Source organism: Nocardia miyunensis NBRC 108239 (genome assembly GCF_001613065.1).
Lineage (GTDB): Bacteria > Actinomycetota > Actinomycetes > Mycobacteriales > Mycobacteriaceae > Nocardia > Nocardia miyunensis.
In genome coordinates, this window is the sequence record NZ_BDBQ01000053.1 from 86,863 (window position 1) to 105,793 (window position 18,931).

Consider the following 18,931-nt stretch of genomic DNA (forward strand, 5'->3'; position numbering starts at 1 on the left):
CAACATCCCGTGACCGGTGCTGCGATTTTCGAGTGACACCGGTGACGGGTCGTACGAGGATGGGCCACATGTCGCAGACCACGAATCCGCTGCCCCGGGAGGTCGCCGACGCCTACGTCGACGAGCTCATCGCCCTCGATCCGGTGACCGGCACTTACCTTGGCGTACCGGAGAGTTCGAGCAGACTGCCCGACCCGTCGCCCGCGGGTCAGGAGGCTCTCGCCGCATTGGCGCGTCGGACGCTGGAGCGGCTCGACGAGGCCGAACGCCGGCCGGGCGCGAACAGTGACATCGAACGCCGGTGTGCTCGGCTGCTGCGCGAGCGGCTGACCGCGGAGCTGGCGGTCCACGAGGCCGGGGAGGGTTTGCGGCGTGTCGGCAATATGGACACGCCCCCGCACGCGATACGCGATGTGTTCACCGTGACCCCGGCCGAGACCGACGAGGACTGGGCGGCGATCGCCGAACGGCTGCGTGCCGCCCCCGCCGCGCTGGGCGGCTACCGCGAATCGCTCGCGCTCGGGTTGCGGCGCAACCTGCCCGCCGCGCCGCGCCCGACCGCCACATTCATCGAGCAGCTCACCGAGTGGGCCGACGTCGACGGCGAAGGCCGCGGCTGGTTCGAGGAATTCGCCGCCGCGGGCCCGCGATCGCTGCGCACGAAGCTGGACGAAGCGGCCCGCACAGCGACCGCGGCCGTGGTCGAACTGCGCGACTGGATGCGCGATGTGTACGCACCGGCGATCGAGGGCGCGCCGAACACGGTGGGCCGCGAACGCTACGCACGTTGGGCGCGGTACTTCAACGGCACGGACCTCGACCTGGACGAGGCGTATGCGTACGGCTGGTCCGAGTTCCACCGCCTGCTCGACGAGATGAGGCGCGAGGCCGAGAAGATTCTGCCCGGCGCCGAAACGCCATGGGTCGCGCTGGCTTACCTGGACGACCACGGCAAGCACATCGAAGGTGTCGACGAGGTCCGGGACTGGCTCCAGGGCTTGATGGATCAGGCCATCGCCGAACTCGACGGCACGCATTTCGAACTCGCCGAACGAGTCCGGGGCGTCGAGTCGTGCATCGCACCGCCCGGCGGAGCCGCGGCGCCCTACTACACGCAACCCTCGGAGGACTTCTCCCGTCCGGGCCGCACCTGGCTGCCGACCATGGGAAGAACCCGTTTTCCGGTCTACGACCTCGTCTCGACCTGGTATCACGAGGGCGTCCCGGGACACCACCTCCAGCTCGCGCAGTGGGTCCACGTCGCGGAGAACCTCTCCCGATACCAGGCCACCGTCGGCGGCGTCAGCGCCAACCTCGAAGGCTGGGCGCTGTACGCGGAGCGGCTCATGGACGAACTCGGCTACCTCACCGACCCCGAACAGCGCCTGGGCTACCTCGACGCCCAGATGATGCGCGCCGCCCGGGTCATCGTGGACATCGGCATGCACCTGGAATTGGAGATCCCGGCGCACTCCCCCTTCCACCCGGGCGAACGCTGGACGCCCGAACTCGCACAGGAATTCTTCGGCGCACACAGCAGCCGCCCAGCCGATTTCGTGGAAAGCGAACTGACCCGCTACCTCACCATTCCGGGGCAGGCCATCGGCTACAAACTCGGCGAACGCGCCTGGCTTCTCGGCCGCGGCAACGCCCGCGAACGCCACGGCGACGCGTTCGACCTCAAAGCCTGGCATATGGCCGCCCTGTCCCAGGGCTCCCTCGGCCTGGACGATCTGGTGGACGAGCTCTCCCGGCTCTGATCGCCGAAAAGGTCTGCGGTACAAGCCGGTCCGCCTCATCCACGACGCGCGATGAGGCGGACCGCGCGATTTCCGCCCTACCGCTCCTGGACACCGTCCTCGTGGGCCATCCAGTGCACGAACCGGTGCAGTGGATACATCGCGTCGTGCGGGTTGCCGATGGTGCTCGGCCCCGCCTCGCCGAGCCGGACGATGCGTTGCGCGCCACCGCTGGCCAGCCGATCGCGGTAGTCGGCCATGCGGTCGAAGGGGTAGAACCCGACGGTCTGCGTGGCGACGTTGACGTACCGCACCGCGTCATCGAGCGAGTCGACCCGAACCACGTTGGCGATCTTGTTGATCGGGTGGAAGTCGACCGGCTCGTCGGAGCGGATCACCAGGCCGGTCCCGTCGGTCCGGCCGAACACTCGGAACTCGTCCAGCATGGTGAGCATGTCGACCTGATCGCGCAGCTCGCCGTCCAGCGGGCGGGTGTCGCCTGAGTTCGCGGCCTTGGCCACGATGCGCTCGTGCAGCCGCTGCCCGAACCGGTCCACCTCGTCCGCGCTCGCCTCGACGAACACGAAACGGCTTGCCACGCAAGCCTCTTGGTTGAGCACCATGACATCGGTCGCGGCGAGTTCGGCGGCGGTGTCCAGCGCCTCGTCGGAGTCGAACGCCTGTCGGCCCACCATCGAGATCGAGGTCTTCGGGTCGAAGGACACCAGCTGGAAACCGGGGCCCAGGTACTTGATCACGTTGTCGATGGCGTCGCCGCCGCCCCACGCCACGATCTTGTCGAAGTACTGCGGCCGGTACAGCGTCCGCTCCACCGCGTCGTCCCCGCCGCGCCAGTACACCGCCGACATCGATTGCACCACAGGGTGGTCCGGATCGATGTCGGCCATCGTGCGCAGGATCGCGACGGTGGTGAACGGATCGCTCGACGACATCTTGAACAGGTTGACCGCCTTGACCAGCGCCCCCTGCGCGATCGACTTCACCGCGGTGCCGGGCGAATTGCCGGGCAGCACATGGATCAGCCGCGGGGCGAAGGCCCGCACGAAACTCCTGCGGCCGGTGAAATCCCGTTTCGGGATCCACTCGTCCAGCGCCCGCGGATCGGGGAAGTTCTGCGCGACAACGGTTTCCAGCAGACGTTTGTCCAAATAATAAGCAGCGCCGACGACCTGAGCCTCCAGTACCGAGCGCGGCAGCACATGGGTCGAAGTCATGCGATCGATGCAGTCCCGCACGAAGGGATTGTCCGGGTCGCGCAACCGTTCGCCGGTCGCGACCAGGAAATCGATGATCTCCGCCAGCGGCACGTTCAGCAGCGGCGGGACCTCGGCGCGGGGGTGCACCGCCTTGTCCAGATCGATGACCGGGGTGGCGAAGGTGACACCCAGGTCGCGCGAGCGATGCGTCACATCCTCGCCCTCGACCAGTTCACCGCGCAGGAAGAACGGTGCGGAAACAACGGGCTCGGAAGCGGTTTCGCGAATATCGGCAGTGGTCACGACAGTCCTCGCACATAGGCATCGACGGTTCCGGCGCAACCGATCTTGTCGTCACCGGCGATGTCCGCATAGCGGACGATATTGTTGCGTACCGACGGACCCTTTGCCCCGCAAGCACATTGATCGAAATCCAGGGAGATCTTGTCCCCGGTGACGACCCCGCCCCAGCGCCCGTCCAGGGACAGATCGAAGAATCCGGCCCGGCCCTCGATCTCGCCGGAGCCGTGCGGCAGCAGGGCATCGCCGGATTCGTTCAGCACGAACGGCACCACCCACGGCGGCACGTGATACCGATCGCCGCGCCGGCACTTGGGCATACCGGAGTTGAGCTCCTGCATCGAATAGTTCTGGAAGTCCCGGTCGGGCGGGATGTTGAACGTCTCGTGCACGAAATGCTGGTAGTCCTCGGGCAACTGGGCGCGCTTGAGCCCGCCGCCGACGTAGATGCAGTTGTCCGGGTTGAAATCCTTTGCCGCGTAACCACGTTCGCGCACCAGCTTGGCGACGTGATAGAGCGCGTTCCACATGCCGCCGATGTAGAGCTTGTCCGCGCGGTACTCGATGAACGCCTCGGCGGCCGCCACCAGCGCGTTGTCCAGCGTCTCCTGACGTTCTTTCGAGGTGCGTTCGAAGGCGATCAGTTCCGCGGGCGTGGCGGTGCCGTCGGCCATCTTCTTGCGCAGCACCACCATCATGGTGAGCGCGCCGACGGTCAGCGGCGGGATCGGCAGCCGGAATCGCTTCTTGTCCGGATCGCCGAACGCGGCCTCCTGGGCCTCGCCGGTGATCAGGTTCTTGGGCACCGCGGCGGTGGGTGCGACGCCCATCATCCGGCGGTCCCGGCCCGGCCGCACGCCCGAACCCCAGGAGAAGACATTGACGGTGTCCTTGCGGGACCACGCCATATCGCGTTCGGAGGCGAGCAGCATCGCGGATTTGCCGGTGGTGCCGCTGGAGCACGAGACGTAGTGGCCCGCGGCCTGCAATCGCGTGATCCACTCGTCGATTCCGTCGATGTCGGCGGTCTCGATCGGCGCGATCGGATACGGGGAGACGGTACCGAGCCATTTGCCCAGCCGGTCCCAGCGCTGGTCGATCAGGAAGCTCTCCGGATAACTCTTGTACGCGGTGTGCGGAAACAGCAGCGGCACAACGTCGTCGAGGGTGCGAACCGCGCTGATACCGGCTTCGGCGGCCCGGTGCCCGAGCAGCCTGATCCTGTCCCTGCGGTCTTGGAACCGCTCGTCGATCGCCTGGATCTGCATCTCGCGCAGATCGGCGTGTGAGTGGTCGAAGCGGTCCTCGGCATCCACGAGTCGCGTCAGTTCTTCTGTAGCTGAGCCCACCAGGAGCGTCCTTCCTCTGTAGCTGTCGGCGCCGTCACTGCGGGTTCGATAAATGGCATCTCATGCGTATCATTATTCGCGGATCGCGTCGCGACGCAAGAGGCAGAGGGAAAGACCAGGCCGGGAGCGCGCTACAGCGGGTGTTCGATCTGCTCGCGCAGGATGTCGGCGTGACCGCAGTGCCGCGCGAGATCCTCGATCAGGAACAGGTAGATGAACCGCAGGCTGACCTCGCCCAGGGTGGGATGCGTCCGGATCTCGTCGAGATCGAATCCGGCGGCGATCGCACGGGAACGTTCGTTGACGCGCTCGAACTCGGCGATCACATCGGCCACGGTCTCCTCGTCGCCGACAACGAAACTCGCATCCCCCGACGTCGTGCCGCCATCGCATGCGCTCTTGGGCAGACCCGCCAGAATGTGCTGAAACCAGATCCGCTGGGCGACCGCGGCATGTTTGACCAACCCGATCGGGGTGGTCACCGACGCGACCAGCCGGCGACGAGCATCCTGCTCGGACAGCCCGCGCACCGCGTTGGCCAGTTCGGCCCGATTGCGATCGAGCACACCCTCCAGCAACTCGCGCTCCGTGCCCACGGTGAGCAGCGGTATGGAATATGTCATCGTCGGCTCGATTCTCTCGGCGTTGCGGATCGGCGGGGGCGGCGGCGAATTCGGTCGGCCGGACAGGTCGCCCTGCCGCGTGGCCATGATGGCAGATCCGATTCCGGGACCCGGCGCTGACCGGGGCGGATGCCGCTCGGCGGGAATGTGTCGGTGGCCGTGCCTATGCTCTGTCCCGCACACGGATATCGGGCCGCACCGGGGTTTGCCGAGATCGGGTTCGCGGCAATCGCTTTCGGGGCCGCGGTCCGATATCCGAGACCGTCGCACAGGACGATGTGCCGCCGGGGGAATTCGTTTCGGCGTTCGGATCAGATGAGGAGGATCGGTGGGGCCGATGTCGGATGAGTTGTCCGCGTTCGCATTTCGGATGTGGCGGCGCGCGAGGGGGGCTGCGGAGTGGATTCCCGCCACACGTCTACTGGTGCGTTTGAGCGACGGCGATCGCCTGACGCCCACTACGTGTGGGGCACCAGCACCCCATGGCTGGGCGTGCGACGACTCGAGCTGCGCGACAGCGGTGAGCTGGTACTGATCGACGCGGACGGCGAGGTGGTGTGGAGTTCCGGAATCCCCGACGCGCCCACCGCGGACGCACCCCGGCCGGTGCCCCGGGGATCGACGTTGCGCCGCGGTGAGAGCCTGTGCGGGCAGTCGCTGACCAGTGCCGACGGGTCGACCGTGTTGTTCCACGACGGTCGCGTGGTCCGGATGATCGTGCGGGGACGCCCCTCGCACTGGGACAGATTCCCCGACACGGAGAACGTCCTGAGCCTCGATCACGACGGATTCCTGCGCCTGCGCGAGCTGAACGGCGATGTACTGGAACAGATTTCGGGACCGGGCGTCGAACTCGTCGTCGAGCGCGGCGCGGCCGAGCTGCGCGACGACACGGGGAATCCGGTGTGGGCCTCCTCCCCTGGCTCGCAGCGGCCCACGCCGGTCCGTGCCCCGGAGCTGGCGCAGGACGACGCCCTGGCCGCCTGGTTCACCGCATTGATCGGCACAGGTCACTGCGTTGCGGTAGCGCGAGACACCACGCCGCGCCAGGTCCTCGATCAGCTCGGGGTCGTCACACGGTGACAGGCACCTGGTCCGAACTCCAACGGCACAGGGACACAACACATCCGGACGGCGGGACCATCGTGGCGACCCTCGCTGTGGGCGCGCATGCGCTGCTGCTGACCGACGATCCCGACCTGCCGGTGGCGACGTCGGCATCGTGGGTGGCGACCGTGCGTCACCCCGACGAGGAGTGCGGCTTCTCGACGTTCAGCGTCCATCGAGACGGCGAGCTCGTGACCGAACTGCGGGAATTCCCGCACCGCCGCAAGGGCGCCAAGGTGCCGGAGGTCGCCGCCCTGCCGGAGATCGTGCACCCGTCGCACTCCCACGCTCTGCTGTTCCGCACGGCCGAAATCGTCCCCGGTGCAACCGAACTGGGTGGCGAGTTGCTCGGCGGCGTCCTCGCGCCGAGGCCCGCGCCCGCGGCGTCGATCGGCTCGCTCCTGGTGATCGACGGATGGGAGTATGACCCCGCTGGTGGTCCGCACCGACTTCACCGACGAGGACGCCTGGAATCGGGTGCTCGACCAGGTTCGCCTGCCGTGGTTCGACAACGATCCGGTCGACCCCCACCAGGTCACCGATCCCCGACTAGCTGGTGCGCCGACCGAACAGGTGCTGCGCGGGGTATGCGAGGCGCTACCCCATCCGGAATCACCGGCGGTGATCTTCATCGCCGACGACATCACCATGCGCGAACCCGGACATCCCCTGCTGGCCGTGACGACCGAATGGGACGGCAACCCCTTCGAGGACGACGAGGAGGAGTTCATCACCCAGTTCCGCCTGCTCCCCGACGCCGCGATCGAGATCTGCACGAACCTGGATCTCGCCAATATGGACTTCGAAGACTTCGCCGGCGAGGGGGTGTACGAGCGTATGACCTGAGCAGCCGGTTTCGGCGCTCAGGCGGCGGGCAGCGTGACGCGTCCGGGCTGCGTCACCGAGCCGTGGATCCCGAATACGCCGCAGCGGCAGGCGAATTCGCGGGGCGGAGATCTGCGCGAGCTATTACATCAGATCCGCGTCGGCTCCCGAACGACCGATGGGGACGACCTCGGAGGTGATGACCGACGGCCAGCGCGCCAGCGTACGCAGCACGCGCAAGTGCGAATTTTCGATGTAGGCCCGGCACTGGCGCGCGAGTTCGTCGCCGTCCCGGCGGGCGGCGCTCGCGACGAACTCCGCGGAAAGGGCGGTGACACCGGTATCCAGCAGCTCGGAGTCGATGACCAGCATCCACACCCGAGACATTTCCGCCGACAACCGCGTCAAGGTACTGACGAAATACTCGTTCCCCGTGGCCTCGGCGAGCAACTCGAACAGCCGCTCGGCCAGCGCGACACCCCGCATGGCCGTCTCCCGGACCGTGGCGGCGTCGCCCCCCGGTCGCAACGACGCCTCAGCGGCAGCGACGATCTCCACGAGCTGCGCGTCGGTGGCGCGCACAATGCCCTGCCGCGTCATATCGGGCCCGACCAGGAGCCAGAATTCGAACAGGTCGTCCACCGACTTGATCGTCAGTGGCCTGACGCGATACCCCTTGCGCGGCACCGTTTGTATCAAACCGTCGTGATCCAGGCGGGTGAGCGCTTCGCGGATCGGCGACGCACCGAAGCCGGTCGATTCGGCCAGCGCCCGCTCGGTGAGCCGCTGACCGGGCGCCAGCTTGCAGGACACGATCCCGTCCCGGATGCGCTGGTAGGCGGCCTCACCCAGCGATACCGCCGGTTTGGCTGGTGTGGTCACAGTCCCTCGTCTCTGTGAAATATCAGCGGGGCAAGACTAGCAGAGCCTCACCGTTCCGCCTGATCCGCCACGGTGGGCGGAGTCTGTGCGGCCGAGTCGGCACTCGCCACGACCCGAGCCGCGCCGTAGCGCGCCGCGGCCGCGCACACCGCCGCGATCGCCATCGTCACAGCCATCACGGTGGGCGTCGCCGCGATCAACGAGACCAGCGGACCGATCACGCCGCCCAGTACGAACTGCACCATCCCCATGAGGCCCGACGCGGTCCCCGCCCGGCTGCCGTGCGTGAGCAGGGCCAGCGCCATGGCATTGGGCATCACGATCGCGACGGACGACACGGCCAGGAAGAGGAAGGGCAACATCGCCCAGAGCGGCAGCCCGGGAATCGCAGTCGCCGCGAAGGCAGTACAGGCCAGCACGCCCATCGTCAGCCCGACGGTCAACGCCCGGTCCGGGCCGAACCGGGTCACCAGCATCCCGCTGACGCGCCCGGCGATCATCAGGCCGATCGAGTTGGCCGCGAAGATCAGCGAGAACGCCACGCTGCCGAGTCCGAGACCGGTTTGCAGGACGAAGGGGCTCATGACGATGTAGCAGAACAGGATCACCGAACCCAGGCCGAGCACGGCGGTATACCCGACGAAACGCCGATCCTCGACCAGAATCCGCACCTGCCGGGCCGCGGCCCCGATTCCGCCGAGGTTGCGCCGCTCCCGCGGCAAGGTCTCCGACAGCGCCGCCACCGCGGCCGCCAACAGCACGCAGCCGACCAGCGACAGCACGAGGAACAGGCCGCGCCACGGCATGAGGTGCAGCAATTGTCCGCCCACGACCGGCGCGAGCACGGGGGCGATGCCGGAGACCAGCATGAGCATCGAGAAGGCCCAGGCGACCGTATCGCTGTCGTAGAGGTCCTTGACCATCGCGCGCGCGATCACGATGCCGCCGCCACCGGCCAGGCCCTGGATCAACCGGACCGCGACGAGGATCCCCACCGAGGGCGCCACCGCGCACAGCAGCGAGGCCACCGCGTAGGCGGTGAGCGTGAGCAACAGCGGTATCCGCCGCCCGTACCGGTCGCTGACCGGCCCGAGGAAGAATTGCCCCGCGGCCAGGCCGAGCATGCAACCGGTCACGGTGAGCTGGGCCGCCGCCGCGGAGGTGTGCAGATTCCCGGCCAGTGCCGGAAGCGCGGGCAGGTACAGATCCATCGAAAGCGGGCCGAACGCCGACAGGGCGCCCAGTACCACCAGGATTCGGACCGGAACAGTGCGTGAACTCATTCGAAGTATCGTCTCTCGGCCGGGGACAGATCGAACCATCCTCCCCACGCGGAAGCATCCACGCCGGGCGCCCGGCTCGACGAAGGTCGGGCATTCTGCATCGCACGATCCGGTTGAAATGTCACTATTGGCAAATAATACCGGAATCGACACTGGGTAATATATCAGTGGCAAATGCAACCGTGACCGTGCGCCACGCCCGTCGAACGGGCCGTGCGCCTGAAGCAGGAGAACAGAATGACGGAGCAGATCCGGCGACCGGGTGCGGACTTCCGGCACCTCACCGTCCCAGCGGGTGAGTTCACGCTGGATTACGCGGTGGCGGGACCGGACGGGGCGGCGGTGACCCTGGTGTCGATCCCGGGGTCCGCCGGGCTCGAGATGTCCACGGCCAAGGACGAATTGGCGCGAACCTACCGGGTCATCGAGATCAATCCGCCGGGCTGGGCGGGCAAGACCGACCTCGATCGCCCGATGACCACCGGCGAACTCGGCGGTCTGCTGGCCGAGGCCATCGAACATCTCGTCGACGGCGAGTTCTTCCTCATCGGCACCTCGATGGGCGGTTCCAATGCGCTGGAGATCGCGGCCACGCTCCCCGACCGGGTGCGAGGAATCGTGCTGGAGGGATCCATGGCGCCGGTCCGGGACGAGGACCACCGCGTGCCGCCGTCGGAAATCCTGCCGCCGCCGGCCGAATCCGGACCGGCCGGGACCGGCGAGGCTCCGCCGTATCCACTGCCCCCGACGCATCCCGGAAGCCCTGGGCGACACCGGATTACATCCGCATGCAGATGGCGGACCGTTTCGCCATGTTCCGCCGGGTCCAATTGGACATGTATCCCGAGGCCGCACTCGCGGTGGTGAACGGACGCGGCATCCCCGTACTCGCACTTCTCGGCGAGCAGAACGAGATCCTGAAGCCCAGTCAGGAGCAGACCATCGCGTCGGCGCTCCCGCACGCGGAGTTCGTCCTGATCCCCACGGGCTCACACGATCTCCAGAACACCGCGGCGGACATCTTCGTCGCCCTCGTCGAGAAGTTCGTCGGGTTCGTGTCGAATACGTAGGCCCACAAGGCATTCCGGCCCAGCCAACACTGCTCGGCCCGAAGTGAATCCCAGTCAGTGAAATATCTTGATACCAATACTGAAATATCATATGGTGCGAGTCACACGGCGAACGCGTCTTCGCCGGTTCGCCTGTTCACCTGCGTCATTCGCAGCAACCCGATCGAGGTTCCATGGCAGCTTCCGACCAGATCACCGCACCGGCCACACCGGCTGGTCGTCCGGGTGCCGATCCGGCCTCGGCCGAACACCGCGACCGGCTGTTGTCGGCTGTCGAGAGGGTCGCCGCGGAGTTGGAGGCCGAAGCCGAAGCCTGCGAGGCGGCGGGCAGGATGACCGACCGCGCGCTGGAGTTGTTGCGCGGCACGGGAATCGGATGGGGTCTGGTGAGCGCGGACCTCGGCGGGCTCGACATGTACCCGGGCGAGCTGTTCCCGGTGCTGGAACGCATCGCGCGCACCCGACCACACCGGCACATACCGGCGAGTGATGGCTGAAAACGGCCGCCGCGCCGAGGATCACCTGATCGGCTTCGTGAATCCCGTCGGTATCGCCGACACCTGGGAGGAAGCCTTCGAGTCCATCGCCGAACCGTGTCTGTGGATGAGCAACGTCTACGGCTCGCGCAAGGATCTCGAGGGGAAGCAGCCGCCGGAGTCGGCGCTGGTGTCCATGGAGACGCTGCGCAAGGGAGCCGAGACCGGTCAGCAGGTCGCCTTCGCGACCCCCATCGTGGGTACGGTCGATCAGATCATCGACTTCTACCTCCCGATCGTGCGCGGCGAGCATCCGCAGGGCCTGACCACTCACCTCGGGCTGGAAGTTCGCACCCCGGGCGTCCGGACCGAGGACGCCCACCGCACCATGCGCCTGTTCGCCGAGCACGTGCTGCCGGTCTTGGCCGAGGAAGCCGCGAAAGCCGGTCGCTGACAAGGGATCACAGTCGGGTCAGGCGCCCTCCACACCCTCTCGGACGAGGAACTCGTGCAGCCCGCCGAGTTCGAGCGAGGAGTTCCCGTCCGAGAGTTTCGTGCGGATCCCCGCTTCGTTCCGCTCCCGCAGGCGCGCCAGCCGGAGCGTTTCGGCGACGGCGTCCTGTTCGACGACGACCACTCCGTCGCTGTCGCCGATCACCGCGTCACCGGGGTACACCACAACCCCGCCGCAGCTCACCGGGACGTTCACGTAGCCCAGGCCGGTCTTGGTCGTGCCCAGGGCGGAGATCCCGCGGCTGAAGATCGGGTAGCCCATGGCGCGCAGTTCGTCGATGTCGCGCACTCCCGAGTCCAGCACGACACCGGCGAGTCCGCGGGCTCGGCAGGAGGTGGCCAGGAGGTCACCGAGCATGCCGTGCACCGACGGGGCCGTCACCGCGACGATCAGCACGTCACCGGGACGGCACACGTCGATCGCGGCCTGGAGCATGAGGTTGTCGGCGGGGTAGTTCAGGCAGGTGACCGCGGTTCCGGCCAGCCGCGCGCCGGGCACTCGCTGCTCGATACCGGCCAGATAACCCCGCCGCCGGTACGCCTCGTGCACGGTGGCCGTGCCGAGTTCGCCCAGGGCACTGACACTTTCGGCGTCGGCTCGGGTGATCGAGTGGACGATCTTCGGACCGTGGCTCACGCGGTTGCTCCTTCCGAGCCGCGCACCGCCGGGTGGTCGGCGAGTCGCGGGTAGATGCGCAGCGCGTTCTCGAACAGCACCAGATCGCGGTCCTGCGCCGTCAGCTCGGCGAGACCATCGATCAGCCGCCCGACGTCGTCGAACGGGCTGCCCGTCTCGGGGTCGTCCCCGCGCGCGGTGCCGAACATCTCGGTGCCGAACAGGATGTTCCGGGCCCCGATCTTGCGCACCAGCATGCCGATCGAATCACCGTCGTACACCGAGGTGTCGAAGTGCAGGTTGCGCACCGCCTGTTCGAACGGCGGCAGACCCTCCGCCCGATGCAGCGACCGGTGCCGGTTGAAATGGAATGCGGTCGCGCCACCGCCGTGCGGGATGACGAGTCGCAGGTCCGGGAACTCGTCGAATACCGCCGATGCGGTCAGTTCCACCACCGCGGCGTGATCCCAGGCCAGGTAGTGCGCGCCGTTGACGTGCATGCCGGGCACGTGGGTCGAGCTGGCATGGATCATGCCCGGGACGCGCAGTTCGACCATCCGCTGCCACAGCGGATACCAGTAGGGGTCGGCGAGCGACGGGGTGAGCGGCGTCAGCCCGCCGGAGATGTCCGGGTTGATATTGCACCCGACGAAACCGAGTTCGAGCACACAGCGGTCGAGTTCGTCGAGCCACTCCTGCGGCGGCGAGCCCGGACTCTGCGGCAGCTGGCACACCGGGGCGAACCGGTTCGGGAACAGGCCGCGGACGCGATGGATGAGATCGTTGTTGACCTCTGTCCAGATGCGGCTGATCCGCGCATCGCCGTAGTCGTGTCCCATGCCCGACGCGCGGGGCGAGAACAGCACCAGGTCGATCCCGCGCGCGTCCATGGCGGCGAGATTGGCGGCCAGCGATGCGACGATCTCTTCGTCATCGATGCCCAGATTCTTCTTGCGGGACTTGTTGACCTCGCCCAGTTGACGACCGCGGAAGGCGTCCAACTGCGGTGGTGCGGACGTGTAGTGGCCGTGAATATCGATCTTCGAAACCATCTGTCCCCTCAGCTTTCCTGCTCGCGCAGACGCGGGTAGAGCGACAGGGCCGTGTCGGCGAAGATCATCTGCCGGTCGCGCTCATCGAGTCCGGCCAACGCGGTCTCGGCGGCGCGGACGAGGTCGCTCATCCTCCCCTCCGTAGCGGGAAAGTTTGTCCCCCAAGCGATTCGGCGCGCCGTGAAATGTTCCACCAGGGCCGCGACGAGTCCTTGCGCGCCGCCTTCGCGGGCGGCCGCACGCTCGAAATTGTCGTTGGTCAGCTTGAGATGGACGTTCTCGAAGCGGCTCAGCTCGAACAACGCGGCGGAGTTGGGGTAGGGTGGCCCGCCTTCGAGGTCGGGCTGGGCCGCGTGATCCAGGACGATGCGCAGGCGCGGGAACCTCGCGAGGATGTCGAGCAACCGCGGGATGCCCGAAAGCCGCATCTGCACGCAGACCGGTAGGTCGTTGTCCTGCATCCAGCCCCAGGCGTCGAAGGTGCGCGGGTCGTTCAGCCAGGTGGCCTGACTCGGCATGGTGCTGCCGGTGGAGAACAGCCGGATGCCGACCAGGCCCCTCTGATTCACCCAGTGGTCGAGCCGGTCCGTCGCGTCGCCGGCCAGGATGTCGACCGAGCCGACGCCGAGCAGCCGACCGTCACCGTGCTTTTCCACGGAGTCCGCGACGTAGCTGTTGTCGAAACCGTAGGCGGTGGATGCCTGCACCACGACGGCCTTGTCCGCACCCGCTTCGTCCATCGCGTCGAGCAGTTGCCGCGGGGTCAGCGTCCGCTCCTGCGACCAGCCCGACTGCACGCCGCCGAGCGGATCGAGGGGGTAGGCGTCGCGGTCGGGCGAGATGACATGGGTGTGGATGTCGATATATCGCATCGTTCTCCTGGTTGGCTGGACTGCTGCGGTGTTGCGACCGCGCGAAGTCACACGGGATGGAATATCTGCGCGGGCGAGGGGCTGCGGGTCAGCAGACCTTGGTCGCGGCAGAAGCGGATCGCGGCCTCGACACTCACCTCGTTGGCCGCGAGCCCGTACGGCAGCGGGTCGTCACCGACGACGCCCATCAGCTCGCGGTAACGCTGGACCTCGGGATCTGTACTGCCGGAAGCGATTTCACTCATGAGGTCCGCTCGCGAATTGCCGAACAGCGCCCACAGTTCCTCGGCCAGCCGCGGATGGGCGCGCAGAGTCTCGTCGTGGACCACGAGCACGCCGTGAATCGGGTAGATGCCGGTCCGCTCGAACCAGGCCCGTTCCTCGGCGGCCGGGTCGGCGAACAGCTGGTACGCGTCCTCGCGCGAGGAGTCGGTTTCGGCCCACCCCCCGGCCGCCGCGCCGGTGCGCCCGATGCCCGCCCATCCGGTCATGGCCGCGTCGATGTCGCCGGAGGCGAACAGGTCCGCGAGGGACCGGCCGTCGGGCGCGGACACCACGTTGCCGGGCAGACGCAACTCCCGGACGTGTTCCTCGTCGTCGACGACCCAGGTCACGCCGGCGTCGTCGAGTCCGTACTCGCGCAGGAGTCCACGCACCCACATCCCCGAGGTCACCGAGTAGGCGCGCACGCCGACTCGACGTCCTGCCAGGTCCGCGGCGCAGCGGATCCCTCGCCCGGCCCGGCACACCACGTCGCCGTGGTGGAAGCGCCGGTTCAGCGGGATGGGCAGCGCGGTGACGGGAACGCTGTGCTCCCGGGCGATCAGGTAGGTCGAGATCGCGAGCTCGCAGATGTCGAATTCGAGTCCGCGGACCATGCGACGGTAGGCGTCGACGATCGGGTGCACGGGAACGTGCCGCAGCAGCAGCCCGGACGGTGTGCGTACCGGTTCGCGGATCAGCGCCCCGGTGTGCGGGTACTCCGCGATCACCATCGACAGTTCGCCGGTGGAAGGACGTTCAGGCACGGCTGCCTCCTGCGTCCCGCAGCGACTCGGGGAGCACCTCGTCGAGCCGGGGAGCGCTCGGGATCATCCGCTGGTCCCGCGCGTACCGGGCACCGAGGTCGAACGCGGCGCGGACCCGCTCGACGCCCTCCCGGACGGCTCCCGGGACGCCCGGTAGCAGCTCGCGGTCTTCGGCCGCACCGAGCACGAGGGCATGCGATTCGGTGATCATCCGGTACACCTCGGCCACGACATCCGCGTCCTGGCAGACCTCGTGGGTCAGGCAGATCATGTGATTGATTCCGACGGTCCGGTGTTCGGCGAACCACTCGTCCGCGGCGGCCGTGGGATCGGGGAGCACGGGGACGGTCCCCTCGATCTCGGGGCCGATCACCGCCGCGACGATCTCCCCGGCATCGAGCAGGTCGGGCGTCGAGCGAGCCTGCGGATCGCGCCGCACGTTGGGCGGGTCGGTGTAGCCGGCGCTGTGCGCGGCCTCCTGCGTGAGCCAGGTGATCGTGTCCAGGTCGACGCCGAACTGTTCGGCGAGAATCGCGCGCACCCACAGTCCGGTGGTCTGGCTGTAGGAGCGGCTTCCGAGTGTCCCGCCCGATACTTCCGTCAGCGGCACCGGGTCGGAGGCGGCGAGGCGGCGCAGGTACGCGTGGTGGAAACCGCCGACCTCGACGGCCGGCAGCAGGGCCAGCGGTTTTCCGGCGGCGTGCGCCTGGAGGAACGCGCCCAGGGCGATCTCCGAGACGTCGAACGCCTGGCGCTCGACCATCGGCGCGAACGCCCGGCTGATGACAGGGTGGTCGGCGAAGTCGAACTCGACGAGCGAGCTGGTGACCCGTCCGTCGCGCAGCGGTTCCAGATGAGCGTGCGGTCCGACGGCGATCTTCAAACGCTTCACAGGTCGTCTCCCGTGGTGATCGATCCCCGGGTCGCGGGCAGGAATCGGATGCAAGTCGGCCGCGGCACCGGGATCTCCCGACGGTCCGCGAGCAGTTTCCCGGTCAAGAGGTCGATCCGGTGCACGGCCACGACGCCGGAGTCGGTGCAGGCCACGTACACCGCGCGACCGTCCGGGTCCACGGTGATCCCGCGCGGTCGCCCGCCTCCGGCATCGACGAGTTCGAGCGGCTCCAACGTGCCGTCCGCCGGGTCCACGGCCAGGACGCAGACCGAGTCATCGCCGCGATTGCTCGCGTACAGGTAGCCGCCGCCGGGATGGAAGGCGATATCGGACGGGTGGTTGTCGCCCGGGTCGCGGAACGGCACCGTCGATGCCGATTGCCGGTATTCGAGCGAACCGTCGTCGGTGTTCAACGCGAAAACGTCTATGCTGGAATGCAATTCGTTCACCACGTAGAGCAGCCCGTTCGACGGGTGGAACGCCGGGTGCCGAGGCGCGCGCCCGGCCGCGGACCAATAGCCGCCCGCCGCGCCGAGGCGGCCGTCCTCGTGGATCCGGAACGTCCGGATCCGATCCGTGCCCTTGTCGCAGACGACCAGAAAACGCCCGGTGGGATCGATCAGGGCGGCGTGCGGGTGCGAACCCCGCTGATGGGTCGGGTCGGGGCCCGGTTCGGCGGCCAGAATCTCCACGTGACACACCGGGCCGAGCCCCCCGGACCGGACCGGCAGCACGGCGACCGTCCCGTCGTCGTACAGCATGTCCGCCGCGGCGGTGCGCGTCCGGTCGTCCCAGCGGACGCGAACCGCCGCGTGGTGCGCGTTGCCGTGGTTGGCCACGAAGACGAACCGGCCCTTCGGGTCGACACTCACATACGACGGGTTGGGCCCCACCGAGGACACCGTGTCCTCGCGGGTCAACCGCCCGGTTTCCGGGTCGATCGCATAGCTGGTGGCGAAGCCGCCGCCGGTCCCGCCGACGATGTCCTTGCGCTCATCGAGCACGTAGACCGCGGGCCGAACCGGATCGAACGCGAGGAAACCGACGTTCAGGTTCGTGTCGTGGGTGCCGACGAGCTCCCATTCTCCGTCCGGCTCGGCGATTCGGTAGACGTGCACTCCCCCGCGATCGCCCGCGCCGTACAGGCCGTCGGTCCAGGACGACACCATCACGAGTCGTTCATGTGCCGTGAGGTTCATATTTCCTTCCTCCAGTCGAGCCCCGGCCGGGGACGAACACAGCTCACCCCTTGACCGCGCCGCCGAGCACGCCTCGCACGAAGAACCGTTGCAGGGCAAGGAATACCGCGGCGGGCACCACGATCGAGAGCGCCGCGGCGGCCAGGATCAGGTTCTGGTCCTGGGTCTCCCCCTGGGCCAGGCTGGCGATCGTCGTCGTCAGCGGGGAGTTGCTGCCCTGCGCGCCGATGAAGATCAGCGGACCGAGCAACTCGTTCCAGCCCCAGAGGAAGAAGATGACGCCGACCCCGGCGATGCTGCCCCGGGTCACCGGGACCACGACGCGCAGGAAGGTGTCGACATTCGACGCGCCATCGATCGACGCGGCCTCGACCAGTTCCCGGGGGACCGACTCGAACGCGGCGGTCAGGACCAGGATTCCGAACGGGACCGACAATCCCAATTCGTAGATCCACACCGAGGCCACGGTCCCGTCCAAGCCGACGCTGTGCACCATGCGCAACAGCGGAGCCAGCACGATCTGCGGCGGGATCACCTGCAGTGCGGTGACGAAGAGCAGGACCGCCCGGCGTCCGGGTAGCGACATGATGGTCAGCACGAACGCGGCGACGCAGCAGAGCAGGACGCCGATCACCGTGGTGGGCACGGCGATCGCGATACTCGCCAGGAACTTCGGCCCGAGATGGTTCTGGTTGAAGGCGTTCAGATAGTTGTTCACGCCGAACGGGGCTCTCGCCACCGCCGTCCACCAGCCGTTGTTCACGCTGAACGTGTTCGGGATGAACGAGCTGACGAGCATTCCGAGGATCGGCACCACCCACGCCACGCACACCACGATGAGAAACACGTGGGTGGGGATCCGTGCGAGTCGCCGAGCCACCGACGCGGTGGCTGTACGCATGGGCTGTCTCATTTCCGCAGCTGCCTGATGTTGAAGTAGACGATGGGCAGTACCAGCACGACCAGGAACACCGACAGCGCACTGGCCTGTCCGAGGTCGTTGGCCAGGAACAGCTCGGTGTAGATCTTGTTGGAGAGGACGTCCGAGTTGTAGGAACCGCCGGTCATGATGTAGACGATGTCGAAGATCTTCAGGGCGTAGATGACCTGGATCGTCCCGACGGTCACGATGGTCGGCCAGAGCACCGGCAGCGTGACGTGCCGCAGGATCCCCAGTCCGTTGGCCCCGTCGATCCGGGCGGCCTCGACGAGTTCGGCCGGGATCGCCTTGACGCCGGTCGACAGGATGATGGTGGCGATGCCCGCGTGCACCCACACCGCGGCCAGGATGATCGAGAACGTGCTCAGCCGCGGGTTCTGGATCCATGCCTGCGACCCGATGCCAGGAATCAGCGAGGCCAGCGCGGAAACGGTGCCGGTCTGCGGCTTGTGCTCCGACCGGTACTGGTACATCAGCTGGAAGATGACGGCCGTCGCGGTCAGCGAGATCGCGGTGGGCAGCATGACGATCGTCATCGCGATCCGCTCGTAGCGGACGCGGTCCGCGCAGATCGCCACGATCAGCCCGACCAGGGTGGTCACCACGGTGAACGCGACGACCCAGATCAGGTTGTTCCGCAGCACGGGCAGTACCGAGGCGTTGGTGAATATCCGCCAGTAGTTCGACAAGCCCACGAAGTCGGATCCGTCGGCGTTGTAGCAGCTTTTCACGATGCTGTACAGCACCGGGTAGATCAGAACGGCGCCGAGCACCGCCGCGGCGGGCAGGAACCACGCTCCCGCGCGGACCCGCGCTCGCAGGCTCGTCCTGCGGATCGGGACCGTGACCTTCTCGGTCGCGATCAGCCAACCGGTTACCACGATCGGGATGGCGATCACGCCGACGATCAGATTCGTCATGGATTCACTCCTGGAACAGCCATGT

General features: G+C 67.6%; 20 protein-coding genes. 7 read left to right on the forward strand and 13 right to left on the reverse strand.

Going from position 1 to position 18,931, the window contains the following annotated elements:
* The first annotated feature begins 68 nt into the window (after window positions 1–68).
* Window positions 69–1,760 carry a DUF885 domain-containing protein gene (locus tag NM2_RS23525; protein WP_067672936.1) on the forward strand — a complete coding sequence of 564 codons (1,692 nt, stop codon included), beginning with the start codon at window positions 69–71 and terminating at the stop codon, window positions 1,758–1,760.
* 77 nt (window positions 1,761–1,837) lie between these two features.
* Here NM2_RS23525 and NM2_RS23530 read toward each other — a convergent pair whose 3' ends face one another.
* The 3 genes from NM2_RS23530 to NM2_RS23540 all read right to left on the reverse strand — a co-directional run bounded on the left by NM2_RS23530 (window position 1,838) and on the right by NM2_RS23540 (window position 5,315).
* A complete protein-coding gene (locus NM2_RS23530; RefSeq protein ID WP_067672830.1) occupies window positions 1,838–3,259 on the reverse strand; it encodes an acyl-CoA reductase in 1,422 nt (473 codons plus the stop codon).
* Window positions 3,256–4,605, reverse strand: coding sequence for a long-chain-fatty-acid--protein ligase (locus tag NM2_RS23535; protein ID WP_067672833.1), 1,350 nt, complete (start codon window positions 4,603–4,605; stop codon window positions 3,256–3,258). Before NM2_RS23535 ends, NM2_RS23530 begins: the two co-directional genes overlap by 4 nt.
* Window positions 4,606–4,736: 131 nt before the next feature.
* The gene (locus NM2_RS23540) at window positions 4,737–5,315 is read right to left on the reverse strand and encodes a DinB family protein (RefSeq protein ID WP_369690333.1); all 579 of its coding nucleotides are present in this window, start codon (window positions 5,313–5,315) and stop codon (window positions 4,737–4,739) included.
* Window positions 5,316–5,690: 375 nt separating this feature from the next.
* On the opposite strand from NM2_RS23540, the gene NM2_RS23545 reads away from it, so the two are divergent.
* Window positions 5,691–6,311, forward strand: coding sequence for a hypothetical protein (locus NM2_RS23545; protein ID WP_067672836.1), 621 nt, complete (start codon window positions 5,691–5,693; stop codon window positions 6,309–6,311).
* 447 nt (window positions 6,312–6,758) lie between these two features.
* Entirely contained in the window at window positions 6,759–7,181 is a 423-nt protein-coding gene (locus NM2_RS23555) for a DUF6924 domain-containing protein (protein WP_067672841.1), read from the forward strand.
* 123 nt (window positions 7,182–7,304) lie between these two features.
* On the opposite strand, the gene NM2_RS23560 is transcribed toward NM2_RS23555, so the two are convergent.
* Together NM2_RS23560 and NM2_RS23565 are read right to left on the reverse strand one after the other, a co-directional pair.
* Window positions 7,305–8,042: a GntR family transcriptional regulator gene (locus tag NM2_RS23560; protein WP_067672844.1), complete on the reverse strand. Its 738-nt coding sequence runs from the start codon at window positions 8,040–8,042 to the stop codon at window positions 7,305–7,307.
* Window positions 8,043–8,089: 47 nt separating this feature from the next.
* The gene (locus NM2_RS23565; protein ID WP_067672847.1) at window positions 8,090–9,325 is read right to left on the reverse strand and encodes a multidrug effflux MFS transporter; all 1,236 of its coding nucleotides are present in this window, start codon (window positions 9,323–9,325) and stop codon (window positions 8,090–8,092) included.
* Between the two features lie 237 nt (window positions 9,326–9,562).
* Here NM2_RS23565 and NM2_RS23570 point away from each other — a divergent pair, with 237 nt between their 5' ends.
* The 4 genes from NM2_RS23570 (at window position 9,563) to NM2_RS23585 (ending at window position 11,325) form a co-directional block, all read left to right on the forward strand.
* Window positions 9,563–10,192: an alpha/beta fold hydrolase gene (locus NM2_RS23570; protein ID WP_157121262.1), complete on the forward strand. Its 630-nt coding sequence runs from the start codon at window positions 9,563–9,565 to the stop codon at window positions 10,190–10,192.
* The gene (locus NM2_RS23575; RefSeq protein ID WP_157121263.1) at window positions 10,138–10,395 is read left to right on the forward strand and encodes an alpha/beta fold hydrolase; all 258 of its coding nucleotides are present in this window, start codon (window positions 10,138–10,140) and stop codon (window positions 10,393–10,395) included. The genes NM2_RS23570 and NM2_RS23575 overlap by 55 nt, the downstream gene beginning before the upstream one ends.
* Before the next feature lie 173 nt (window positions 10,396–10,568).
* Window positions 10,569–10,892 (forward strand): hypothetical protein, encoded by a 324-nt coding sequence (locus NM2_RS23580; protein ID WP_067672856.1) that lies wholly within the window; start codon window positions 10,569–10,571, stop codon window positions 10,890–10,892.
* Window positions 10,885–11,325, forward strand: a complete 441-nt coding sequence (locus NM2_RS23585; RefSeq protein ID WP_067672859.1) for a hypothetical protein — start codon at window positions 10,885–10,887, stop codon at window positions 11,323–11,325. The genes NM2_RS23580 and NM2_RS23585 overlap by 8 nt, the downstream gene beginning before the upstream one ends.
* Before the next feature lie 18 nt (window positions 11,326–11,343).
* Here the strand turns inward: NM2_RS23585 and NM2_RS23590 are convergent, their stop codons facing one another.
* The 8 genes from NM2_RS23590 to NM2_RS23625 are packed head-to-tail and all read right to left on the reverse strand — an operon-like array spanning window position 11,344 to window position 18,906.
* On the reverse strand, window positions 11,344–12,021 hold the full coding sequence (locus NM2_RS23590; RefSeq protein WP_157121264.1) for a 4-carboxy-4-hydroxy-2-oxoadipate aldolase/oxaloacetate decarboxylase: 678 nt from the start codon (window positions 12,019–12,021) through the stop codon (window positions 11,344–11,346).
* Window positions 12,018–13,052 (reverse strand): amidohydrolase family protein, encoded by a 1,035-nt coding sequence (locus tag NM2_RS23595; protein ID WP_067672862.1) that lies wholly within the window; start codon window positions 13,050–13,052, stop codon window positions 12,018–12,020. The genes NM2_RS23590 and NM2_RS23595 overlap by 4 nt, the downstream gene beginning before the upstream one ends.
* Window positions 13,053–13,060: 8 nt before the next feature.
* Entirely contained in the window at window positions 13,061–13,924 is an 864-nt protein-coding gene (locus NM2_RS23600; protein ID WP_067672865.1) for an amidohydrolase family protein, read from the reverse strand.
* 47 nt (window positions 13,925–13,971) lie between these two features.
* Window positions 13,972–14,952, reverse strand: a complete 981-nt coding sequence (locus tag NM2_RS23605) for a substrate-binding domain-containing protein (protein WP_084531472.1) — start codon at window positions 14,950–14,952, stop codon at window positions 13,972–13,974.
* Window positions 14,945–15,844 (reverse strand): hypothetical protein, encoded by a 900-nt coding sequence (locus tag NM2_RS23610; RefSeq protein ID WP_067672868.1) that lies wholly within the window; start codon window positions 15,842–15,844, stop codon window positions 14,945–14,947. The genes NM2_RS23605 and NM2_RS23610 overlap by 8 nt, the downstream gene beginning before the upstream one ends.
* Complete coding sequence (locus tag NM2_RS23615; protein WP_067672871.1) at window positions 15,841–17,046, reverse strand: lactonase family protein; 1,206 nt, start codon at window positions 17,044–17,046, stop codon at window positions 15,841–15,843. The genes NM2_RS23610 and NM2_RS23615 overlap by 4 nt, the downstream gene beginning before the upstream one ends.
* 43 nt (window positions 17,047–17,089) lie before the next feature.
* Window positions 17,090–17,947, reverse strand: coding sequence for a carbohydrate ABC transporter permease (locus tag NM2_RS23620; protein WP_067672874.1), 858 nt, complete (start codon window positions 17,945–17,947; stop codon window positions 17,090–17,092).
* Window positions 17,948–17,955: 8 nt separating this feature from the next.
* Entirely contained in the window at window positions 17,956–18,906 is a 951-nt protein-coding gene (locus NM2_RS23625) for a carbohydrate ABC transporter permease (protein WP_067672877.1), read from the reverse strand.
* Window positions 18,907–18,931: the final 25 nt, after the last annotated feature.